Annotated in this window: 18 protein-coding genes and 1 other annotated feature; all 18 genes read right to left on the bottom strand. The window is 42.0% G+C overall.

Features of this window, described 5'->3' with window-relative positions; all coding sequences use genetic code 11:
* Positions 1-30: 30 nt before the first annotated feature.
* On the bottom strand, positions 31-789 hold the full coding sequence (locus PG086_RS04030) for an ABC transporter ATP-binding protein (protein ID WP_033584104.1): 759 nt from the start codon (positions 787-789) through the stop codon (positions 31-33).
* On the bottom strand, positions 786-1652 hold the full coding sequence (locus tag PG086_RS04025; RefSeq protein ID WP_270747887.1) for an ABC transporter permease: 867 nt from the start codon (positions 1650-1652) through the stop codon (positions 786-788). Before PG086_RS04025 ends, PG086_RS04030 begins: the two co-directional genes overlap by 4 nt.
* 65 nt (positions 1653-1717) lie before the next feature.
* On the bottom strand, positions 1718-2713 hold the full coding sequence (gene trpX, locus PG086_RS04020; RefSeq protein WP_220106940.1) for a tryptophan ABC transporter substrate-binding protein: 996 nt from the start codon (positions 2711-2713) through the stop codon (positions 1718-1720).
* A gap of 116 nt (positions 2714-2829) precedes the next feature.
* Positions 2830-3045: a binding site (T-box leader), on the bottom strand.
* Positions 3046-3141: 96 nt separating this feature from the next.
* Positions 3142-5838, bottom strand: coding sequence for a phosphoenolpyruvate carboxylase (gene ppc / locus PG086_RS04015; RefSeq protein ID WP_084854096.1), 2697 nt, complete (start codon positions 5836-5838; stop codon positions 3142-3144).
* Between the two features lie 24 nt (positions 5839-5862).
* The gene (ftsW, locus tag PG086_RS04010; RefSeq protein WP_270747886.1) at positions 5863-7086 is read right to left on the bottom strand and encodes a cell division peptidoglycan polymerase FtsW; all 1224 of its coding nucleotides are present in this window, start codon (positions 7084-7086) and stop codon (positions 5863-5865) included.
* 188 nt (positions 7087-7274) lie between these two features.
* Complete coding sequence (prsA, locus tag PG086_RS04005; RefSeq protein ID WP_084854091.1) at positions 7275-8216, bottom strand: peptidylprolyl isomerase PrsA; 942 nt, start codon at positions 8214-8216, stop codon at positions 7275-7277.
* Positions 8217-8283: 67 nt separating this feature from the next.
* On the bottom strand, positions 8284-8997 hold the full coding sequence (locus tag PG086_RS04000; protein ID WP_270747885.1) for an O-methyltransferase: 714 nt from the start codon (positions 8995-8997) through the stop codon (positions 8284-8286).
* A 1-nt stretch (position 8998) separates the two neighbouring features.
* Positions 8999-10801, bottom strand: a complete 1803-nt coding sequence (gene pepF, locus PG086_RS03995) for an oligoendopeptidase F (RefSeq protein WP_270747884.1) — start codon at positions 10799-10801, stop codon at positions 8999-9001.
* 18 nt (positions 10802-10819) lie between these two features.
* Positions 10820-11776 (bottom strand): competence protein CoiA, encoded by a 957-nt coding sequence (locus PG086_RS03990; RefSeq protein ID WP_270747883.1) that lies wholly within the window; start codon positions 11774-11776, stop codon positions 10820-10822.
* A gap of 75 nt (positions 11777-11851) precedes the next feature.
* On the bottom strand, positions 11852-13000 hold the full coding sequence (locus tag PG086_RS03985; RefSeq protein WP_270748248.1) for a hypothetical protein: 1149 nt from the start codon (positions 12998-13000) through the stop codon (positions 11852-11854).
* 177 nt (positions 13001-13177) lie between these two features.
* Positions 13178-14038 (bottom strand): SAM-dependent methyltransferase TehB, encoded by an 861-nt coding sequence (tehB, locus tag PG086_RS03980; protein ID WP_270747882.1) that lies wholly within the window; start codon positions 14036-14038, stop codon positions 13178-13180.
* Between the two features lie 14 nt (positions 14039-14052).
* Positions 14053-14520: an SsrA-binding protein SmpB gene (gene smpB / locus PG086_RS03975; RefSeq protein ID WP_270747881.1), complete on the bottom strand. Its 468-nt coding sequence runs from the start codon at positions 14518-14520 to the stop codon at positions 14053-14055.
* On the bottom strand, positions 14483-16837 hold the full coding sequence (gene rnr, locus PG086_RS03970) for a ribonuclease R (RefSeq protein ID WP_270747880.1): 2355 nt from the start codon (positions 16835-16837) through the stop codon (positions 14483-14485). Before rnr ends, smpB begins: the two co-directional genes overlap by 38 nt.
* A gap of 96 nt (positions 16838-16933) precedes the next feature.
* On the bottom strand, positions 16934-17167 hold the full coding sequence (gene secG / locus PG086_RS03965; RefSeq protein WP_000282517.1) for a preprotein translocase subunit SecG: 234 nt from the start codon (positions 17165-17167) through the stop codon (positions 16934-16936).
* 39 nt (positions 17168-17206) lie between these two features.
* Complete coding sequence (rpmG, locus tag PG086_RS03960) at positions 17207-17356, bottom strand: 50S ribosomal protein L33 (protein WP_007519517.1); 150 nt, start codon at positions 17354-17356, stop codon at positions 17207-17209.
* The gene (locus tag PG086_RS03955) at positions 17356-18555 is read right to left on the bottom strand and encodes a multidrug efflux MFS transporter (protein ID WP_270747879.1); all 1200 of its coding nucleotides are present in this window, start codon (positions 18553-18555) and stop codon (positions 17356-17358) included. Before PG086_RS03955 ends, rpmG begins: the two co-directional genes overlap by 1 nt.
* Positions 18542-19147, bottom strand: a complete 606-nt coding sequence (coaE, locus tag PG086_RS03950) for a dephospho-CoA kinase (protein WP_270747878.1) — start codon at positions 19145-19147, stop codon at positions 18542-18544. The genes PG086_RS03955 and coaE overlap by 14 nt, the downstream gene beginning before the upstream one ends.
* On the bottom strand, positions 19147-19971 hold the full coding sequence (gene mutM / locus PG086_RS03945; RefSeq protein ID WP_270747877.1) for a DNA-formamidopyrimidine glycosylase: 825 nt from the start codon (positions 19969-19971) through the stop codon (positions 19147-19149). Before mutM ends, coaE begins: the two co-directional genes overlap by 1 nt.
* Positions 19972-19980: the final 9 nt, after the last annotated feature.

The raw sequence follows: 19980 nt of genomic DNA, 5'->3' as shown, positions 1-19980 counted from the left end.
TATATAGTCTCAGGAAGTTCCTGCCGTCTCCTATTCAAACAGTTGATAGTAGTCTGAAATTTTCATCTTAGCTTTTTCTTCTTTATTGAGGTCTTGGATGATTCGACCTTCTTTCATGACTATCAGACGATTTCCATACTTCAGTGCATCTTCCATATGGTGAGTAATCATCAAAGCTGTTAGATGATCTTTGTTGACAAAGTCATCTGTTAATTCCATCAAGGCTACACTCGTTTTTGGGTCAAGGGCTGCTGTGTGTTCATCCAACAAGAGCAACTCTGGTCGCTTCAAGGTTGCCATCAAGAGACTCAAGGCCTGACGTTGTCCACCTGAAAGAAACTCAATCGGAGTGTCCAGATGTTTTTCAAGGCCATTTCCCACTTTTTCAATGGTTGTCTGAAACTCTTCCCGATGGCTTGAAAGTCTTCTAGGAAGGAGTCCTCTCTTCTCACCACGAAACTTGGCAATTAAGAGATTTTCCGCCACTGTCATACGGGGAGCCGTCCCCATCTTAGGATCCTGAAAGACACGAGACAAATACTTAGCCCGCTTTTCAGGTGAAAAATGCGTCACGTCCTCACCCATGATACGAATACTTCCACTTGTTAAAGGTAAGGTACCTGCAATCGTGTTAAAAAGCGTTGACTTCCCTGCTCCATTTCCACCTAGAATAGTAATGAAATCATGTTCGAAAATTTCAAGAGAAACATCATTCAGAATGATTTTTTCCTCATCAAAGCCATTCGTGATGACTTTGGTAGCATTTTTTAATTCTACAATTGCTGTCATTTGCTAAACTTGACTCCTTTCAGGTATTTGCTTTTGAAGGTTGGAATCATAAGGCAAACTGCCAAAATCAAGGCGCTGTACAAACGAAGATAACTTGTATTAAACCCAAGAGCAATCACTCCCCAAACGAGGAACTGATAAGCGATAGAGCCTACGACAATGGTCATGAGACGCTCTGCCAAGGTCAAACTCTTGAACAATACCTCACCAATAATCAAGCTGGCAAGCCCTACGACAATCACACCGATTCCTCGAGAAACATCTGCATATCCTTCTTGTTGAGCAATTAAGGCTCCTGCAAGCGCGATAATCCCATTTGAGAGAACCAAGCCCATGAGTTCCATACGTCCCGTATTGATACCAAAGCTACGAGCCATATCAGGATTGTCACCTGTAGCGATGTAGGCTTGGCCTAGTTTGGTATCAAGGAAAAAGAGCATGAGGCCAATAACAAGAGCTACAAAGATTAATCCAGTCAGGAGTTGGTTAAGGTCTGAATCAAAAGGCAAGACATCCTGAATTTGCTTGGTTCCAAGAAGCCCCAGATTGGCACGTCCCATAATCATGAGCATGATGGAATGGCAAGAAGTCATTACTAAAATTCCTGATAAGAGGGTTGGAATGTTTCCTTTAGTATATAAGAGTCCCGTCACCATTCCAGCTAGACAGCCCGCCCCTACTGCAGCTAGGGTTGCTAAAAATGGGTTGGCTCCCTGCGTTATCAAGGTTACAGCTACTGCTCCCCCTAGAGGAAAAGAGCCCTCAGTAGTCATATCTGGAAAATTCAAAATTCGGAAAGTCATAAAGATTCCCAAACCTAGAATCGCCCAGACCATCCCCTGAGAAATAATGGATACTATCATAATCTTTCACTCATTTCTTTCTTTAGTAAAAATGGGAGGAGATGTGTCCAGCTCCTCCTTTATCTTTATTCTATCACTTGTCCTGCTTCTTTTAGAACAGACTCAGGAATGGTGATACCAAGTTCCTGCGCTAGTTTTTTGTTAATCACTGACTTACCAGTTGAAAAGACATTGACTGGCGTATCAGCTGGTTTTTCACCTTTCAAAACTTTGGCAATCATTTTACCAGTAGCCACTCCAAGATCGTGTTGGTCAACTACTACAGATGCTAATCCACCTGCTTCTACCATGGCAGTGGCACTTGGGTAGATTGGCTTTTTAGCTGTTTGGTTGCTTGAAACAACTGTTGAAAATGCGGATGCGATGGTGTTGTCAATTGGAACCCAAATCGCATCGACCTTGCTTGTCATAACATTGACTGTTGAAGCAATTTCATTTGTTGAAGGAACGGCAAATGTTTCGACTGTCAAACCTGCTTTTTCAGCATAAGCCTTGAATTCTTCTACCTGTGTTTTTGAGTTATCTTCGCTACTTGAGTAGAGAGCGCCGATTGTTTTGACATTTGGTGTCAAAGTTTTAATCAATTCCACTTGCTGTTCAGCGGGGTTATGGTCTGACACCCCTGTGATGTTTCCACCTGGTTTTTTCAAATCTTTGACCAAGTTAGCACCGATTGGGTCTGTAATAGCAGCCATGATAACAGGTAGGTCTTTTGTAGCACTAGCAAGTCCTTGAGCTGCTGGTGTCGCAATCCCAACAACTACATCGTTTCCATTTGCTACCAATTGTTTACTCATGGTTGCAACCTTGCTCTGATCACCTTCTGAGTTCATAAAGTCGATTTTTACTTGGTCGTCCTTATAGCCTTCTTCAGCTAGTCCATCTTGAATCCCTTGGTAAATCAAGTCCAAGGATGGGTGACTAACAAATTGAAGGACCCCAACCTTAGCAACCTTTTGATCTTCCTTAGCTGCAGGCTTGTTCATTGATGAATAAATCAAACTAGCCACCACCAATACTGCTAATCCAGCGATGATTCCAATTAAACGTTTATTTTTCATATTCTTTCTCCTTTTAAATCACTTGTATAATACTCTTTTCACTCAAAACAAGCGACGCCATCGTTTAAATTTCATAATCTTTCCTCCCATAAAAAAATCCTCACACAAAAAACTTGTGTGAGGACGTCGATGCGCGGTACCACCTCAATTATAGGGAATATCCCTATCGCTCTTTCTCGCAATAACGAGTTGCACTGTAAGGTGTGCTCACCGAATTTTTATGATTTCAAATTCTTAAGTACATTCAGCCCAATTTCATCACTTTCATCTATCTGCTTTCACCAACCACAGACTCTCTAAAAAATGAGCAAGATTACTTTCTGAATGTTTAAATTATATCATTTTTCAACTACTTGTCAAGCTTATTTTTAGAATTTTTTAAACAATTCAAAAACTTCCCCTTGAAAAAAGAGGAAGTTTGTAGAATATCAGCCTGAATTACGTAAACCAGTTGCAATTCCGTTAATAGTTGTATGGATCAGTTTTTCTTCGTCTGCCGACAATTCACCGCGACGTTGACGTTTGATCAACTCCAACTGGATGTAGTTCAGGATATTAAAGTAAGGCATACGATAGTTTAGACTGTCTTTTAGGTAGGAATTTTCTGCCAAGAGTTCGTCATAACCTTCGATAGCTAGAATGACGTTCTTGGTCAATTGCCATTCATCTAAAATAGTGTAGTAGATAGCTTGCACTTCTTCATCTTCACAGAGCTTAGCATATTCAAAAGCAATGTTCATGTTAGACTTAGATAAGACCATGTCTACATTGGAAAGCAAAGATTGGAAGAAAGGCCAGTTTTGGTACATGTCACGAAGAAACTCGATATTCTTCGGATCTTGATCAATAAACTCTTTAAAGCTGGATCCTACTCCATACCATCCAGGGAACATGACACGACTTTGTGACCATGAGAAGACCCAAGGTATGGCACGCAAACCACCGATTTCAGTGATAGTCTTACGAGCTGCAGGACGTGAACCAATGTTGAAGCTTGATATAGCCTTGATTGGGCTTGACTCGAAGAAATAATCATAGAAATGTTCGTTTCCAAAGACCAAATCACGGTAGATATCGTAGCTACGGTCCACTACTTGATCCATAACAGCTTCATAACGATTTGACGTGTTGGTATCGCTCTTCTTCTTGGTAATCATACGGTTAATGGCTGCAGAAACCAACATTTCAAGGTTATAATAGGCAGCGTCTTTGTTTCCGTATTTGTTTCCAATGACTTCTCCTTGCTCAGTCAGACGGATACGGTCCTTGATAGACTTGAGCGGTTGAGATGTGATAGCTTCATAAGTTGGACCACCACCTCGACCAACAGTACCACCACGTCCATGGAAGAAGGTGACCTTAACGCCAAATTCATCCCCGATAGCAGTCAGTTGTTGTTGAGCTTTGTAGAGTGTCCAACACGATGATAGATAACCACCATCCTTGTTACTATCAGAGTAACCAAGCATGATTTCTTGGTAGTTGTCTTTTGAAGCAATCCATTTTTTAGCCAATGGAAGAGAGAAATATCTTCTCATGGTTTCTTCCGAGTGATCCAAGTCTTCAATCGTTTCAAAGAGGGGAACAATCTGAACGCGCGCTTTTTGAGCATCCACCAAGCCGACTTCCTTGAGCATGATGGCTAATTCTAGCATATCAGATACACTTGTCGCGTGAGAGATGATGGTTTGGCGAATGACATTTTCCCCCAGTTTATCCTTCAACTTGCGAGCAGTTTTGAAGATAGACAATTCTTTCTCAAGCAGTTCTGACTTTTCAGCATGAGTAGCTGAGAGGATACGAGGATCTTCTTCCAACTCTTTTAAGAGGAGGGCGCATTTTTCATCTTCAGAGAGATCGCTATAGTGGTCGTTGATGCCAGCAGATGCTAACAATTCAGCCACACAGGCTTCATGAACACTAGAGTCTTGGCGCATATCGATAGAAGCAAGGTAGAAGCCAAAGATTTCAACGGCTTGCATCAGTTCAACAAATTCTCCTGAAATCAGGTATTCTCCTTTATTCTCAAGGAGAGAATCTCGAATGGCCAACAAGTCTTGATAAAATTCATCTGCAGTAGCATATCTAGGCTGAAGATCCTTATCTTCAATGAGATAAGCCTTAGTTGCCTGCATCTTAGCTTGGATATCAAAAAGAGCACGACGATAGAGTTCTTTTTCACGATAAATGGAGTTATCTTGTGACTTAAGCGCCATCTCACGAACTTTATCACTGACATTCACAATACTGGTTGACAGTGAAAATTCACGATAAAGATTATAAATCTTTTCATCGTAGTAGTTCATGATGACTTCGCACTGGGTCAAAGCTGATTTATTGAGGGTTTCCGCTGTTACGAAAGGATTTCCATCACGGTCTCCTCCAATCCACATCCCCATAGTAATTGGTTTTGGATGTTGGAGCTCAATTCCTTGTTCTTTAGCTAGTTTCTTATATTCAGCCGTCAAACGCGGAACAGCATTCAGGAATGAACTTTGATAGTACTCCATCACGTTGGTGATTTCGTTAGTTACTTTCAACTTCTTCTCACGAATCATGTCTGTTTGCATGATAATTTCAATGTAACGACGGAGATCCATGTTCCATTTTTCTTTATTAATCAAGCCTAGTTTGACATCACGGTACTTACGCAAGAGCGTATGGATATGGTTGGTCAAGTCCAGCATACTCTTGCGTTGTACTTGCGTTGGATGGGCAGTCAAGACGGGAACGACATTTAACTTTTCTAAAATTTCAGCTGCATTTTCTTTTTCAGCTACCATCTTTATGGTTGTAGACAATTTCCCTAGATAGTCTTGGTCCACATTGTTCTGGTGGTTAATTTTATAGGCTAAGTCCACATCCTCAGATATATTAATCAAGAGTGGAAGGATAGAGAAATAACGAGAAATGTAAATCATTTCTTCATTGGAAAGGCTAGTCACCAGTTCATTGAGCCCTTGATAGTTTTCATTTGTTGATAATTCCTTCAACTGCATAATTTTTTCAAAGGTCTCTGGCGCTAGCATATTTTTTGTGATATCTTCTAGTAGCTCTGTCAAAATCAAGACTTCTTCTTGGATGACGGCTTTATTACTATAGTTTTCTAATTTCTGAAGAGACATATACTTTTCCTTTCCATACAATCCTTACAGATCTTCAACAGTTTGAGATTCGTACTCTCTGATAAGTTTAGCACGTTTCTCGCTGGCATCGATATTTAATACAAGGGCAATGGCCACGGATAATACTAGGAGACTGTTCCCACCTTGTGAAAGGAAGGGGAAGGTTACCCCTGTAGAAGGAATCAAACCAGAAATCCCACCGATATTGACAAAGACCTGAACAAGGATCATCCCTCCGACACCGATAGCAACCATGGAGTTAAAAGGATCCTTAGCTCGAATACCAACCAAGATGATTCGCAAAATTAAGAAGAAGAGTAAAGCCAAAATCATACTCGCTCCTACGAATCCAAACTCTTCGATGACAATCGAAAAGACGAAATCCGTATGGGCCTCTGGCAGATAACCACGCTTCTCGATAGAATTTCCCAATCCTAGTCCGAACCAACCTCCATTAACCATAGCATAGTAGGAGTTTGCAAGCTGGTGTCCTGCACCCGCCAAGTCATTAAAGGGATTAAAGAAGGCACTAAAACGTTTAGCAACGTAACCAAATACCGGTATCTGAGAAAATTTTTCAACCCCAACGAGACGAATGACAGATAAGAATAAAATTGAACTCCCTGCTAAGAGAGCTAGAATAATCGAGAACCAACGATAGGCGATTCCACTAACGGTGTACATAATGAGCGCCACCAAGACCAAGATAGTCGCATTTCCCAAGTCAGGGAAGATCCCCAAGCTACCAATCAGAACCAGCAGAACAAAACGCCAATCGTTAAAAGCTCGAGGTAGCCATTGATTTTGGGTCAACACCTGGAAATCATAAACCGCAATCTCATCTTGCTGTTTTGAAAAACGATGTGCCAGGTACCAGATGATGATAATCTTAAGGTATTCAGCCGGCTGAATCGTTACAGGTCCTACAGAAATCCATCCGTATGCTCCATTGACAGGTGTTCCGACCAGACGCGCTAGGGCTAAAAGAACCATCTCCACAATCATCACGATAAAAATGAGATGTCCATTTCTCAGGAAACCTAATTTTAATTTATAGATTAAGGCAATCAAAACCAAACTAGCTACCCAGAAAATCCCCTGGTTACGTACCAATTGAAAAGCGCTTTTTCCTTCTTCAATTAGGGTTGCACTCGTTGTCGAGTAAACTACAATCAATCCCAAAATCGACAGAAGAAAATAAGGAATCAAAATGGAATAGTTTAGTAGGTGCCTTTTACTAATTTTCATATTTCACCACTCTAATAGGAACAGAGGTGGTTGTCCCTAATTCCGTTTTATTTTCTAGTTTTGATTGTTATTATACCACTTTTTCAGAAAGAAAAAAACTATTATCCTTTAATCCTTCGAATTTTACTTATTTTTTGTCTTCAAGCATAAAAAATACAAACCTCAAATGAGATTTGTATTTTCATTGCTTAGTTAGATGAAGAGCTACTGCTTGAGCTTGAGTCACCACCACCGATGTATTGGGTGAAGATGTTTTGGAAGGCCTGATCTTTGACCTTGATGTTTGCTGCTTGCAATTCTTTACCAATTACCCCTTGAACAAAGGCAGAATCATTTTGTTTTTGAGTCAAAATGATGGTCTTCAATTTTTCTTTGTAATCCTCTAAGTTAGAAGATTTTTCTGTCTTCTTCGTTACTTTAACGATGTAGAATTGACTGCTGTAGGCTTGTGTTCCAGTAGCTGTAATCACATCAGAAACCCCGTTCACATCCAAGGCAAAAGCTGCTTTCTTGACTTGTTCTGGAAGTTCTGTTGAAGCAGAGTCAAAAGTGATTTCTCCACCATTTTCTTTGGTCTTGTCGTCGTTAGAGTTGTCTTTTGCCAACTGAGCAAAATCTGCACCTTCTGCTTTCGCTTTTTCAAGCACCTCTTTTGCCTTGTCTTCATTATCCATACGGATGATTTGAGCTGTTACATCTGGTGTATAAGACTCAAAAGCCTTTTGGTAGGCTTCGTCTGTCAACTCACTCTCAGCAGCCTTCTTAACCGCTAATTCAACCAATTTGCTGGTACGGATTTGAGCTTTACGAGTCTCAGGTGTCATACCTGCACGTTGAAGCACGCTGTTGTAGCTATCGCCGTATTTCTTTTGTTCTTCAGCAACGGCATCATCCACATCTTTATCCGTTACCTCTGATCCATATTGTTGTTCAAATACTTTTTGGATAGTCATATTGAGCAAGACTTGTTGTGCAGTTGGATTGTTCTTTACTTCTTCAAAGAACTGATGCTCTGTAATCACATCGCCCTTCATGCTGATCAAATCTTTTCCTTCAGAACTGTTTGAACAAGCTGCAAGTGTTGCTACTGATAAAAGTGTGATGGCTCCTGCCATAATTTTTTTCTTCATGTTTACTCCTTTTACGGTAAGTGTTACTTTATCTATTTTACTATAATTTCTTAAATTTTTCTGAAAATCATTTATCATCAGGTAGCTGTACATCTGCTACGTTCTTTCGTAGCATGAGAATGCCATCACCAAGAGGAACTAGAGTTGCTGTTAGACCTGGATTGTCCAAAGTTGCGTCGAAAAGTCTTTGCAAACCACGATAAATGGTTCGTTGACCACGGCGGACTTCCATGATGTCCTTGGCAACATCACCCCCTTGAAAAATATCATCCAAGACCACCACTCCACCGACTTTCAAGTGCTTGAGGATTTCAGGCAGAAAGACGATATACTTGGACTTAGCCGAATCCATAAAGACAAAGTCATAAGTTTCTGTCAGAGTAGATAAAACATCGACGGCATCTCCCTCTAAGAGGGTGATTTGCTTACGACTGTCAAACTGGGCAAAGTTTTCCTTGGCAAAGCCTATCATCTCAGGATTACGGTCAATGGTTGTAATCTTAGCATCTGGCGCATGCTCCGCCATCAAGAGTGATGAAAAACCAATAGCTGTCCCAATTTCCAAAATGTTCTTGGGCTGTATGATCTCCATGAGAAATCGAAAGTAGGCAACTGTTTCATGGGGAATGATTGGGATATTTTCATTGCGAGCGAAGATCTCCAATTCTTTCAAAGAACCAGTCACCTGCTTTTGACGCTGGCGCATGAGTTCAACGATTTCTTTCTTGACGACGGGACGTCGCATATTGTGATTGGCATTTTTACTATAAGACTCTACCATCTTAAGCTAGTCCCAATTTTTCAACAAGGGCTTCAAACTCGTTTAAGCGACGTTCAAAGACTGCAAAGGCATCGTTAAGATAGTCTTCTTTTTCCATATCAACACCCGCTTTTCTCATAACATTGAGAGGATAGTCTGACTTACCTGCCTTGAGGTAGTCGATATAGCGGTCACGGTCTTCTTGACTACCATGGACAATCTTCTCAGCCAAGGCTGAAGCAGCTGCAAAACCTGTTGAATACTGATACACATAGTAGTTATAGTAGAAGTGTGGAATGCGTGCCCACTCGTATTGGATTTGAGGATTGTCTTCCTTGCTGAGTCCATAGTACTCTTGGTTCAAGTCAGCGTAGAGTTTATTCAGGAAATCACTTGTCAAGACTTCTCCATTTTGGTCTGCTTGGTGGATGGCATGTTCAAACTCAGCGAATTGAGTTTGACGGAAGACTGTTCCACGGAAACCGTCCAAGAAGTTATTGAGAATAGCAAAACGAGTTGCATCGTCTTCTACTTCTTCCAGCAATTTCTCTGTCAAGATATTTTCGTTTGTGGTTGAGGCAATCTCTGCCAAGAAGATAGAGTAATCTCCGTAAACATAAGGTTGGGTTTCACGAGTATAGCTGGAGTGCATACTGTGACCCGTCTCATGGACAAGGGTAAAGAGATTATCTAGATTGTCCTGCCAGTTGAGAAGCATGAAGGCATTTGTATCGTAAGAGCCGCCAGAATAGGCACCAGAACGCTTGCCTTGGTTTTCATAGACATCAATCCAACGCTCGCTAAAGGCACGTTTGACACGGTTCAAGTAATCGTCACCCAAGACCGCCAAGGCTTCTTCTGCCTTTTTCAAGGCTTCTTCGTAGGTAAAGCTGTAATCTACTGACGAAAGTGGTGTGTAGACATCGTACATCTTGAGGTCGGAAATCCCCAAGATTTTAGAACGAAGTTTAAGGTAACGATGCAAGAGTGGCAAATGCTTGCGAACTGCTGCAACTAGATTGTCATAGACACTTTCTGGAACAAAGTTTGCTGCGAGGGCTGCATGGCGAGCACTCTTATAGTTGCGAACTTTTGCTCGGTAGTTTTGCACTTTAACATTTGTCTGCAAGGTCTTAGCGTAAGTATGTTGGAATTGCTCGTAAGTCGCATAGAGGGCTTCATAAGCACCACGTCGTACTTCACGATTTTTAGACTCCATCAAATGGATGTAAGTACCGTGTGAGAGTTGCACTTCCTTACCTTCATCATCAAGCACATATGGGAAGCTAATATCCGCATTGTCCAAAATAGCGAAAGTTTCACTAGCAGCGCCAAAGATTTCTCCTGCTCCAGCAAGCAATTCTTCCTCACGTTGCGAAAGAACATGGTCTTTCTTTTGCAAGAGCTTGTCAAAAAAGTGTTTGTAAACTTGGAGTTTTGGTTGAGCTTCTAGGAAGGCCGCATACTGCTCTTCGCTAATCTCCATAAACTCAGGTTCATAGAATGAAAAGGCTTGTTCTAACTGACTGTATAGGGTCATTGCCTTGGCATAGTACTCTTGATACTTGGCTTCACGTGTGTCTTGGTCGTTTTTCATATGTGCATAGACATAAAGCTTTTCAACTTGGCGTTCCAAGTCAAGTGAGAATTCCGTAATCTCAAGCAAACTGTCCGCACTGTCCAAGAGATGCCCCTCATACTGAGATGCTGTTTGTACTTTTTCAGTTAAATCTTTCAAGGCTTCTTCCCAAGCTTGGTCTGTTGGGTAGATTGTTGAAAGATCCCATGTATCTTTTTCATTTATTTCATGTCGTTGTAATACCATAAGATTCCTCCATCCTTTCTATTTTACCACATTTTTCGAGAAATATAAGTGATAAAAGGCTGGTGGATAAAGCTTTTGGCGATTATTTTTCGGATTTTTTTGATAGTAAGCCTGAAAATTTCTATAATAGCTAGTCAAATCCGTTTTAATCTGCAAAAAATCACCTGATTCTATCGGCTTGATTTGGGGATACCAGTCGTCCAGTTGACGGTTTAATAAATTGTCTCCTTGTTGATAAGCCTCCTCCTGTTTTTTCATCCAGTAAGGGGTTTGGTAGTACAACTGTTGGCGAATGTAGTGACAGATAGTGGTATCTTGCACAACTGCAAAACAAGACAGTTTTTGTTTCTGATAAGGAAATCGTAAAATTTCCAAGAGATTTCCTTGACCATAGGGAAATTCCTTAACCTGAAAATGAAGCTTGCCACGTAGGTCCTGATGTAAAAGATATTTGAGTCTCAAAACTTGCTTTTTAAAATCTAGTTCCCAGGCATAGAAACCAATATTTTGACTAAAATAGAGGAATCCCCTTTGCAGTTGTGTTAATCGCTCTTTTAACCAGAGTTTTTCTCCCAGTAGCCAGATAACCTGATAGCCCTGGCTACGGTATCCTTGGCTTCTATCGCCTAAAAGCTTTTGAGACAAGGGGCTACACTGAACCTCCAGAGCTAGTTTCTCATTGACGAGAACATCTGCTATCTGCTGAATCTCGGGCAGACTATATTCTAAGGCGACTTGATTGTCCTTCTTGACCCAATGATAAAAGGCCTCTTTGTTGCCTAAGTGTTCTGGACTTTCATTCTCAAAAATAGCGATACAATCTCTTAACCTTTCATGGGCAAAGTGCGTTCGAATGCTCTGTCCTTGGCGCAATCGTAGTCCGCCCCCACAGGCTGGACAAGTATAATCTTGCCTAGTCACGTCTTTTTCGAGGGCATTTACCAAATTTCCCTTGGCATCTCTAGCTACAAACATGGTTTACCTCCTTTTCTTTTTTATTCGAAAAAGAAGTCAAAAAGACTGGAATCCAGTCTTTCATGATATTATTTCTTATCTTTTTTGTCTCTTAGAGTATTTTTTCAGCATGGGAATAAGATTGGGTATCTGCTCGCTCCTAATGACGAGCACCCCGTATTCCTGGCAACGATTGGCATAAACGGGATTGATTTTTCCCGTACAAACAATTAACTTGAGGCAGCTCTCCCCAGCAAAATGATTGGCATAGACTTCTAGTTCATTGATGGCTTCAACTGATAAATCTGTCATCTTGCAGGAGATAAAGGTAATCGAGCGCCCCTTTCTCAGAATGACATCAATCTCATTTTGAACATTGTCTGCCTCTGGAAAGATACCATTCCAATCAATCTCACCGCCTATCATGCATTCATCAAATAGTTGAGATTCGAGCGCCAAGAGGTAGAGATACAACTCTAAAATATGCCCTTTGTTGCGACAAAAGACTTGGGATTCTTGACTTGGAAAGCTATAGCTTACTCGCCTCTTGTCCTCGCTTTCAATACGAAGCATCCCCGCTTCTACTAGTAAGGGGATAAGGGATTCTGGATAGAGGTAATACTTGCCGTTGTTTTCCAGTATCTTTTCGGTTTCAGCATGCAGGTCATTGGTCTTAGCTAGAGAGAAAAATTGGGTTACTTGATACCAGTGGGCGGGATTGGAAATAGCTGAGCTGGCTAGTTTTTTAATGGCCGCAATTTGCTGAGCTGAGTGGATAGGGCGTTTTGATTTGAGCATTTTTCCACCACGCAAGACTATCAACTGTTGGATGCTTAGGGTTGGAATGTCCAAACCTTCTTTTTCCAACTGGCCAGCTACCCACTTGTATTGTTTTCCTCTTTCAACATCCATGGCAACGATGGGGAGGTGGCGATCCAAGCCATATTGATAGAGAGAAATTGCCAATAACGAATCACCACCAAAGATATCAAGGATTACATGGTCATAGTCTGCTAGACAATAATCTAACTGATCAGACAGTTGTTCTAAGGATAACTGACGAAAGGTCACTCGTTGAATATGAGGCACTTCTTCCATGATAAACTGACGGAGAGAGACTTTCTCTTCATTGCTTATTTTTGTCAAAGAAAGGAAGAGAATCTCGTCACAATCACTGACAAAGGCTTGGTAGACATTCTTTTCCAATACATGCCGATCATACAATTCCACCAAAAGACTCGTCATTGGACCACCTCCATCATAAAGACTTTCTCTCGCTGAGAGTGTCAGCAACACAGTTCTACTACTCTGATTTCCTACTTCTAGTATAGCATAAAATCCTGCTTCCCCCAATCTGACGCCACAAATAAAAATGAATAGAAACCTTGCAAAGTGGTTTCTATTCGCCTGTAAAGATTTGATTTACTTGATTTTCTTAGCTAGCATGGTCGCAAATCGTAGTTGAATGCGATTGCCATTCTCATCGCGACGGTGCAGATGCCCTGGATTTTCATTGTACTTGACCAACTCCCAATCCTTGTAGTAGTCTGCTAATTCCCCTTCTTTAAAGGTGAATGGGAAGTTAACCGAGCAAGGATAATCCTCCGTATCCATAGCACAGACGATAAGATTGTAACCACCAACCGTGGTGTGCTCCTGCATATTTTGGATAATAGCTGGAATGCGGTCCGCTTGTAGGAACATGAGAACAACAGTTGATACGATAAAATCATAGGCTTGCCCGATGCTGGCTGAATGGATATCATAAAGTCCGACAGGCATGTCTAGATCCTCTTGTTCCACAATGCTTTGCAAGATTTCAAGGGACAATTCATTTTGATCAACAGCTGTCACATCAAAACCATTCTGTGCGAGAAAGAGAGAGTTACGTCCTTGACCACAACCCAAATCCAAGGCTCTTCCTGGTTTCACCGTCTGCATAGCCTCTAGGACCTCTGAATGGACTGGATTGGTCTGGTATTTCTTAGGGAAATAATCCTCTGCTTTACAATAAAATTCCAAGTACCATTCTACATCATCAGTGGCAGCTTCCACTCGGTGCCAGGCTTGCGGTTGCGCCATGGGGTTGTCTGCTCCTGCCTCAAAGAGGTGCTCAGCTAGAACCTCACCATCTTCTGTTAACTCAATAAACTTGAGAGCACCCTTCAAGACAGTAATTTTTCCCCAAGTGCCGACTTTAGTATTGTGCTTTTGCTGAACTGCTTCAGGCATAGTCTGTTTATTCCACAAGGGCATCCGTTTATAAGCAATTAATTTTTGCATTTTACTTCCTCTTCTTAACGCTGGTTGACAGCTTTCATCACACGCGCGATGTCGCGGTTTTGTTCACGACGCTTGATGGATTCGCGTTTATCATAGTCATGCTTCCCTTTGGCAAGTCCTAAAAGAAGCTTGGCATAGCCATCTTTGAGATAGACTTTGAGGGGAACAAGGGTCATTCCTGTCCCTTTGATCTCTTGTTCCAATTTTTGAATTTGCTTCTTATGGAGTAGAAGTTTGCGACGTCGTTCCGGTTCCTGGTTCCAGATATTGCCCTCTTCGTAAGGGGCAATATGAACATTGCTCAGCCAGACTTCCCCATTTTTTACTTGGGCAAAACCGTCCTTGAGATTGATTCGAGCAGCTCGAACGCTCTTGATTTCAGTTCCGGTCAGGACCATTCCTGCCTCTAGCGTATCTACGATTGTATAGTCGTGGTGCGTTTTTTTATTTTGTGCCACGACCTTTCCCTCGCCCTTTGCCATGCTTGGCTCCTTTCTTAGCTACTTCTTTGTAAAAAGGTTTCTTGCCTTTTTTCTTTTTATCTTTTTGTGAATGCTTGTGCTTATCATTCGAGCGCCCTGATTTTCTCTTGTCTTCCTTCTTGTCTGAACGACGACTTGAACTACGACCTCTGTCTTTGCGTCCAGCTTGTTTCAAGCCTTTTTCGATGACATCAAACTCACTTGGGATATAAGAGAAGTCAATCTCACCTGTCATCTTATCGGCTCTTTCAACGCGAATACGAATCTGCTGTCCTACACGGAAGGTAATACCTGACTTCTCTCCACGAAGAGTCAAATCACGCTCGTTGAAATGATAAAATTCAGGCAAATTGGTGATGTGAATCAAGCCTTCAACTGTGTTCGGCAATTCGACAAAGAGACCGAACTTGACAATGCTGGATACAACCGCATCGTACTCTTCACCCACGTATTCTTCCATGTACTCAGCCTTTTTCATGGCTTCGACTTCACGCTCCGCCTCGATGGCACGACGTTCACGGTTGGAAGACTGGGTTGCAATCTCTGGAATCACTTGCTCAAAATGCTCTGCTATTTCCTTGGAACGGCCGTAATCCCGAATCATCCGATGGACTAGAAGGTCAGGATAACGGCGAATCGGGCTGGTAAAGTGAGTGTAATAGTCTGCCGCTAATCCATAGTGGCCGTGGTTATGCTCCGAATATCGAGCCTGTTGCATAGAACGGAGAAGCATCATGGATAACACATCCGCATAAGGCTCTCCCTCAACAGCACGCATGATGTCTTGAAGGGCCTCCTGGCTAATCTCGCTAGCAGTTCCATAAATTCGCAATCCAAAGCTTGAAGCGTAATCAATAAACTTCTGAACTTTTTCAGCCTTGGGCTCCTCGTGAATCCGATAAATGAAAGGTAGATCCAGTTTACTAAAGTGTTCCGCCACTGTTTCGTTGGCAATTAACATGAAGGACTCAATCATCCGCTCAGCAACGCCACGTTGACGAAGGACAATATCCACAGGCTTGCCTTTTTTATCCACCAAAATCTTAGCTTCGCTGGTATCAAAATTAAGGGCACCACGTTTCTCACGCATGCTTTCTAGCCTTTCATGAAGCTTGGCCATTAACTCAATACTAGGAACAATTTTCTTATACTCTTGTCTCTTCTCCTCATCACCAGCTAGGATATCATTAACAGCACTATAGGTCATACGAAAACTAGTCTTGATAATCGTTTGCGTGATGGTGTAGTTGACTACACGACCATGTTTATCAATTTCCATAATAGCAGACTGGGTCAAGCGATCTACTTGAGGATTGAGAGAGCAGATGCCATTTGACAATCGTTCAGGAAGCATTGGTACCACACGGTCTGTCACGTAGACAGAAGTCGCGCGATTAAGGGCTTCCTTGTCGAGGGCAGAACCCTCGGTCACATAGTAGGAAACATCTGCGATGTGAACTCCGAGTTCTAGATTGCCATTTTTCAAAGGCTTGATGTGAACTGCATCGTCCAAGTCCTTGGCATCCGCGCCGTCAATGGTAAAGGTAAGCTCATCTCTTAAATCAAGACGCCCTTCCATATCCTTTTGAGACGGAGCATCTGGTACACTTTCTGCCTCCTTGAGAACAGCTTCTGTAAATTCTGAAACAATATCCATGGATTCCAAGACTTCAAGAACGTCAATCCCAGCATCAGTCGAGTGCCCCACCACGTCTAGCACACTAGCGACAAAGAAATCATGTTTCTTACTTGGGTATTTGTCGATAAAGACCTTGAGAACTTCAGTACCTTCCAACTTGATAGCCGGTTTCTTCACATAAATCGGTTGGCTGATTTTCTGATTCTTTGAACGAATGTAGCCCGCATACTTGGGCTTTTCCTGATCCAGAACGATTTGCCCGACAACTGTCGTCAGGCTATGCTCTAGGATATCGATAATTTTTGCTTCTGCAGCAGTTCCCTTGTTACGGTCAGCGACTTTCTTGATAACGACCTCAACGGTATCGCCATCAATAGCATAGTTGACATCGTTTTTTCCTACAAAAAGGTCGTCCTCTTCTCCTTCTAGACTGACAAAGCCAAAGCCGTTTTTATGGGCATGAAAAATCCCTTTGAGGGTAATTTCATGTTTCTTCTTTTGGTCCAGACATAAACTACCGTCATCTTCAAAACGAATCTGGTGCTTTCTTTCCATCAGAGACAGGGTTTTAATCAACTCACGGAAATCCTTGGATCCATCCTTTCCGAGAGCCTGAGCTAGGTCATTTACCGTCACTCGCCCCTTCTCTTGCAAATATTCTTTAATTTTATCTTTCATGTTTTCTTTCTAGATTTTTATAATTTCTTTTTGATTGATAACTTTAGAAGTGTCATTAAAAATAAAAATAGGCTAAGACCTAGTCTCGCCCATTTCTTATCTACTTGATAATACCGTCAATGCTAAGGCAATGGCTAGCCAGAAAAAGACTAAAATACCTGTCAAACGTTGCATCACAGCTTCAAAACCACGCGCTTTACTACGTTCAAACAAATCACCTGAGCTGGCATCAAATACATTGCTGGATTGGTTCTTAGTCGGTTGCATGAAAATCGCAATCACAATCACAACAGATAATACTAATAAAATGGTTAACAATAGGTTATACATATCAAACTCCTTAAAATCCCTATTATTTTACCATAAAATCTACTTAGATTCAAGATGTAGGGTTACTTTTCTTTCCTTGGGACAATACTTTAAAACCTCAATCTTGTCAGGATGAGTTTTGGAGTTCTTACTGGTTAGATAATTCATGCTGCCACAAGAGGAGCACTTGAGATTGATTTTTACTCGCACTAGATTTCCTTTACTTTTAATAACGATCTAAATTGCACTAAGTTACATAAACAACTAAAAGCTACACAGGCTGCTGTCGCATAAAAGACAGCATGGTAGCCCAAATATCCTGCAACTACGGATCCCGCCATAGGTCCGATCACTCCACCAAGGTAAAAAAAGACTTGGTTGAAGGCGAAGATCCTTGAAATACCTGATTTGGGAGTCATTTTGCTGAGAAGGGCATTGACTCCCGGTATGAGAGCTCCCGTTCCCAAACCAAAGAGAAAACGATACAAGCCAAGTTGAAGGGGGCTGGTTGCATGGGCACAAAGAAGGTAAATGATGACGGAATAAATCTGCGCCGCGACCAACAATCTATGATTCCCTACCTTATCGCCAAGTTTTCCTAGAATTCCAGCACTCATCATGCTAGAAAATCCCATGCTGGATACGATTAATCCTGATACAAAGAGGAGATTCTCAGTCTGCCCTAAGTCCCGCACATAGAGAGCCAGAATGGGGCCAATTGATTGAGCTGAAAATTGAATGACAAAGCTCGTCAAAAATAGATTCACTAAAAGCCTAGGATACTTGAAAGAAGAAAATACTTCTTTCGTTGGGATAGCCTTCTCCTTAGCCACTGGCTGAAAATCTTCCTTGATAAAGAAAATGGTTAGGATTGCAGCTAAAAATAAGAAAGCACCTACCAATAAAAAGACATTACGAATGCCAAAAATTTCAGCAATAAAGCCTCCAACAAAGGGGCCCGTCAGTGTTCCTGCAACAACACCTGTAGATAGAGTCCCCAGAGCCGCTCCAGACTTATCTTTAGGTACCTGACTAGCAATCAAGGCTGTTGCATTGGGGACAAAACCAGTAAATACACCATTGAGCAAGCGCAGAAAGAGTAGCCAATAGATATTTGGCACGAAGGCCAAACCTCCCATGGTAATGGTCATGGCAAGACCTGCTCGAATCATCATGGGCTTTCGACCATATTTGTCAGCAAGAATACCCCAGATGGGAGAAACTAGAGCTGCTGAAACAGCCGAAACCGAGATGGCTAATCCAGCATAGAAAGCAACTTGGTCTCCTTCAATTCCCAACTGCTCTACAAAGATAGGCATGAAAGGAACGACCAAGGAAATGCTGGCGCCCGTTAGAAAACTACCAAACCAGGCGACACGAAGATTCTCTTTCCAACTAATCTCTTGCACAGCTATCGCCTCCTTCAAGTAACTTCACTACTTGACTCACAAGCTGATCACGACTGCCATTATTATCTAGTATATGACTCGCTAATTTTTTCTTTTCTTCTAAAGACCACTGGGCGGCCAAACGAGACTCTGCTACTTCCTTAGAAATATGATCCCTTTTCATGAAACGTTCCACCTGAACATCACGGTTCACATAGACCAGCCATGTTTCATCAAACCAGGCACTGTAGTCCTGTTCAAAAAGCAGGGGAATATCCATGAAAAAAATCGCTTCTGTCTGAGTCAACTGGTCTCGCAATGCAGCCAATTCCTCACAAATTATCTCTCCTTGTGTTTGTTTAGACCATTCCCGTTCCTCAGGATTTGAAAAGATGAGACTAGCCAGGAGAGGGCGATTGAGTTCTCCATTTTCAAGGATGATTTCCTGTCCAAAATGCTGGACTAAAACCTGATAAAGACGACCACCAGGTCTTTGTAGTTGGTGGACGACTGCGTCAGCATCGACCACTTGAAAGCCTTTTTGTCTTAGAAAATTTGTCACAGTTGACTTACCAGAAGCAATTCCTCCTGTGATTCCGATGATTTTTCCCATCAGCCCCTCCTTTGACACTGAGGACAAAAATGAGTTCCCCGTCCACCGAGCTGGAATTTCTCAATCACTGTCCCACAGCGCGAACATGCTTGTCCAGTCTTATCATAGACCTGATGGAAGTCCTGCATGGTTCCGTCTTCCCCAAAGGCATTGGTATAGGTCCGAATGGTGGAACCGCCCTTTTCGACTGCCTGTCCCAAAACAGCAATGGTCTGGTCATGAATAGCTGACGCTTCTTCTGCCGTCAAAGTCTGGGAAAGTCTAGCTGGATGAATCTGAGCTCGCCAAAGAACCTCATCCACATAGATATTACCAAGGCCAGCTACCAAGGTTTGGTCTAAAAGGTGAGATTTGATAGGCTTTTTAGACTTAGCTAGGGCAGCTTGAAAGACCTGCAAATCAAAGTCCTGATCTTTGGGCTCAGGGCCTAGTTTCTTAGAAATAAAGTAGGCATCCAAAAGGTCAGGCGCCAAGAGTTCCATGGTGCCAAACTTGCGTACATCCTCATAAACAAGCGTTCCTCCATCTTCAAACTCAATGAAAACATGGGCATGCTTGCGTTCAGGAACCTGATCCGGATAGTAAAAATACTTGCCCTCCATCCGCAAATGGGAAATCAAGACTTTGTCTGTCAGGTAAAAAAGCAAATATTTCCCACGGCGTCCTATTGACTCAATTACTTGACCAGGCACTTCCTTTCGAAACTCGTCCAAATCTGTCTTAATCATCTTAGGATAACGAATCTCTATACTTGAAATCTTCTTTCCCAAAATTAATTTCTCTAAGCCACGACGAACCGTTTCAACTTCAGGTAATTCAGGCATAGTTCCTCC

It is taken from the genome of Streptococcus halitosis, assembly GCF_027691175.1.
Classification (GTDB): Bacteria; Bacillota; Bacilli; order Lactobacillales; family Streptococcaceae; genus Streptococcus; species Streptococcus halitosis_A.
This window is presented reverse-complemented; position numbering and strand designations above follow the sequence as displayed.

Excerpts from the sequence above, each read along its gene's own strand:
- mutM (WP_270747877.1), bottom strand. The coding sequence starts at position 19,971 with ATGCCTGAATTACCTGAAGTTGAAACGGTTCGTCGTGGCTTAGAGAAA.
- coaE (WP_270747878.1), bottom strand. The coding sequence starts at position 19,147 with ATGGGAAAAATCATCGGAATCACAGGAGGAATTGCTTCTGGTAAGTCA.
- prsA (WP_084854091.1), bottom strand. The coding sequence starts at position 8,216 with ATGAAGAAAAAAATTATGGCAGGAGCCATCACACTTTTATCAGTAGCA.
- PG086_RS03990 (WP_270747883.1), bottom strand. The coding sequence starts at position 11,776 with ATGTTTGTAGCTAGAGATGCCAAGGGAAATTTGGTAAATGCCCTCGAA.
- trpX (WP_220106940.1), bottom strand. The coding sequence starts at position 2,713 with ATGAAAAATAAACGTTTAATTGGAATCATCGCTGGATTAGCAGTATTG.
- PG086_RS04030 (WP_033584104.1), bottom strand. The coding sequence starts at position 789 with ATGACAGCAATTGTAGAATTAAAAAATGCTACCAAAGTCATCACGAAT.
- smpB (WP_270747881.1), bottom strand. The coding sequence starts at position 14,520 with ATGGCAAAGGGCGAGGGAAAGGTCGTGGCACAAAATAAAAAAACGCAC.
- PG086_RS04000 (WP_270747885.1), bottom strand. The coding sequence starts at position 8,997 with ATGGTAGAGTCTTATAGTAAAAATGCCAATCACAATATGCGACGTCCC.
- secG (WP_000282517.1), bottom strand. The coding sequence starts at position 17,167 with ATGTATAACCTATTGTTAACCATTTTATTAGTATTATCTGTTGTGATT.
- ppc (WP_084854096.1), bottom strand. The coding sequence starts at position 5,838 with ATGTCTCTTCAGAAATTAGAAAACTATAGTAATAAAGCCGTCATCCAA.
- rnr (WP_270747880.1), bottom strand. The coding sequence starts at position 16,837 with ATGAAAGATAAAATTAAAGAATATTTGCAAGAGAAGGGGCGAGTGACG.
- ftsW (WP_270747886.1), bottom strand. The coding sequence starts at position 7,086 with ATGAAAATTAGTAAAAGGCACCTACTAAACTATTCCATTTTGATTCCT.
- PG086_RS03985 (WP_270748248.1), bottom strand. The coding sequence starts at position 13,000 with ATGACGAGTCTTTTGGTGGAATTGTATGATCGGCATGTATTGGAAAAG.
- tehB (WP_270747882.1), bottom strand. The coding sequence starts at position 14,038 with ATGCAAAAATTAATTGCTTATAAACGGATGCCCTTGTGGAATAAACAG.
- pepF (WP_270747884.1), bottom strand. The coding sequence starts at position 10,801 with ATGGTATTACAACGACATGAAATAAATGAAAAAGATACATGGGATCTT.
- PG086_RS04025 (WP_270747887.1), bottom strand. The coding sequence starts at position 1,652 with ATGATAGTATCCATTATTTCTCAGGGGATGGTCTGGGCGATTCTAGGT.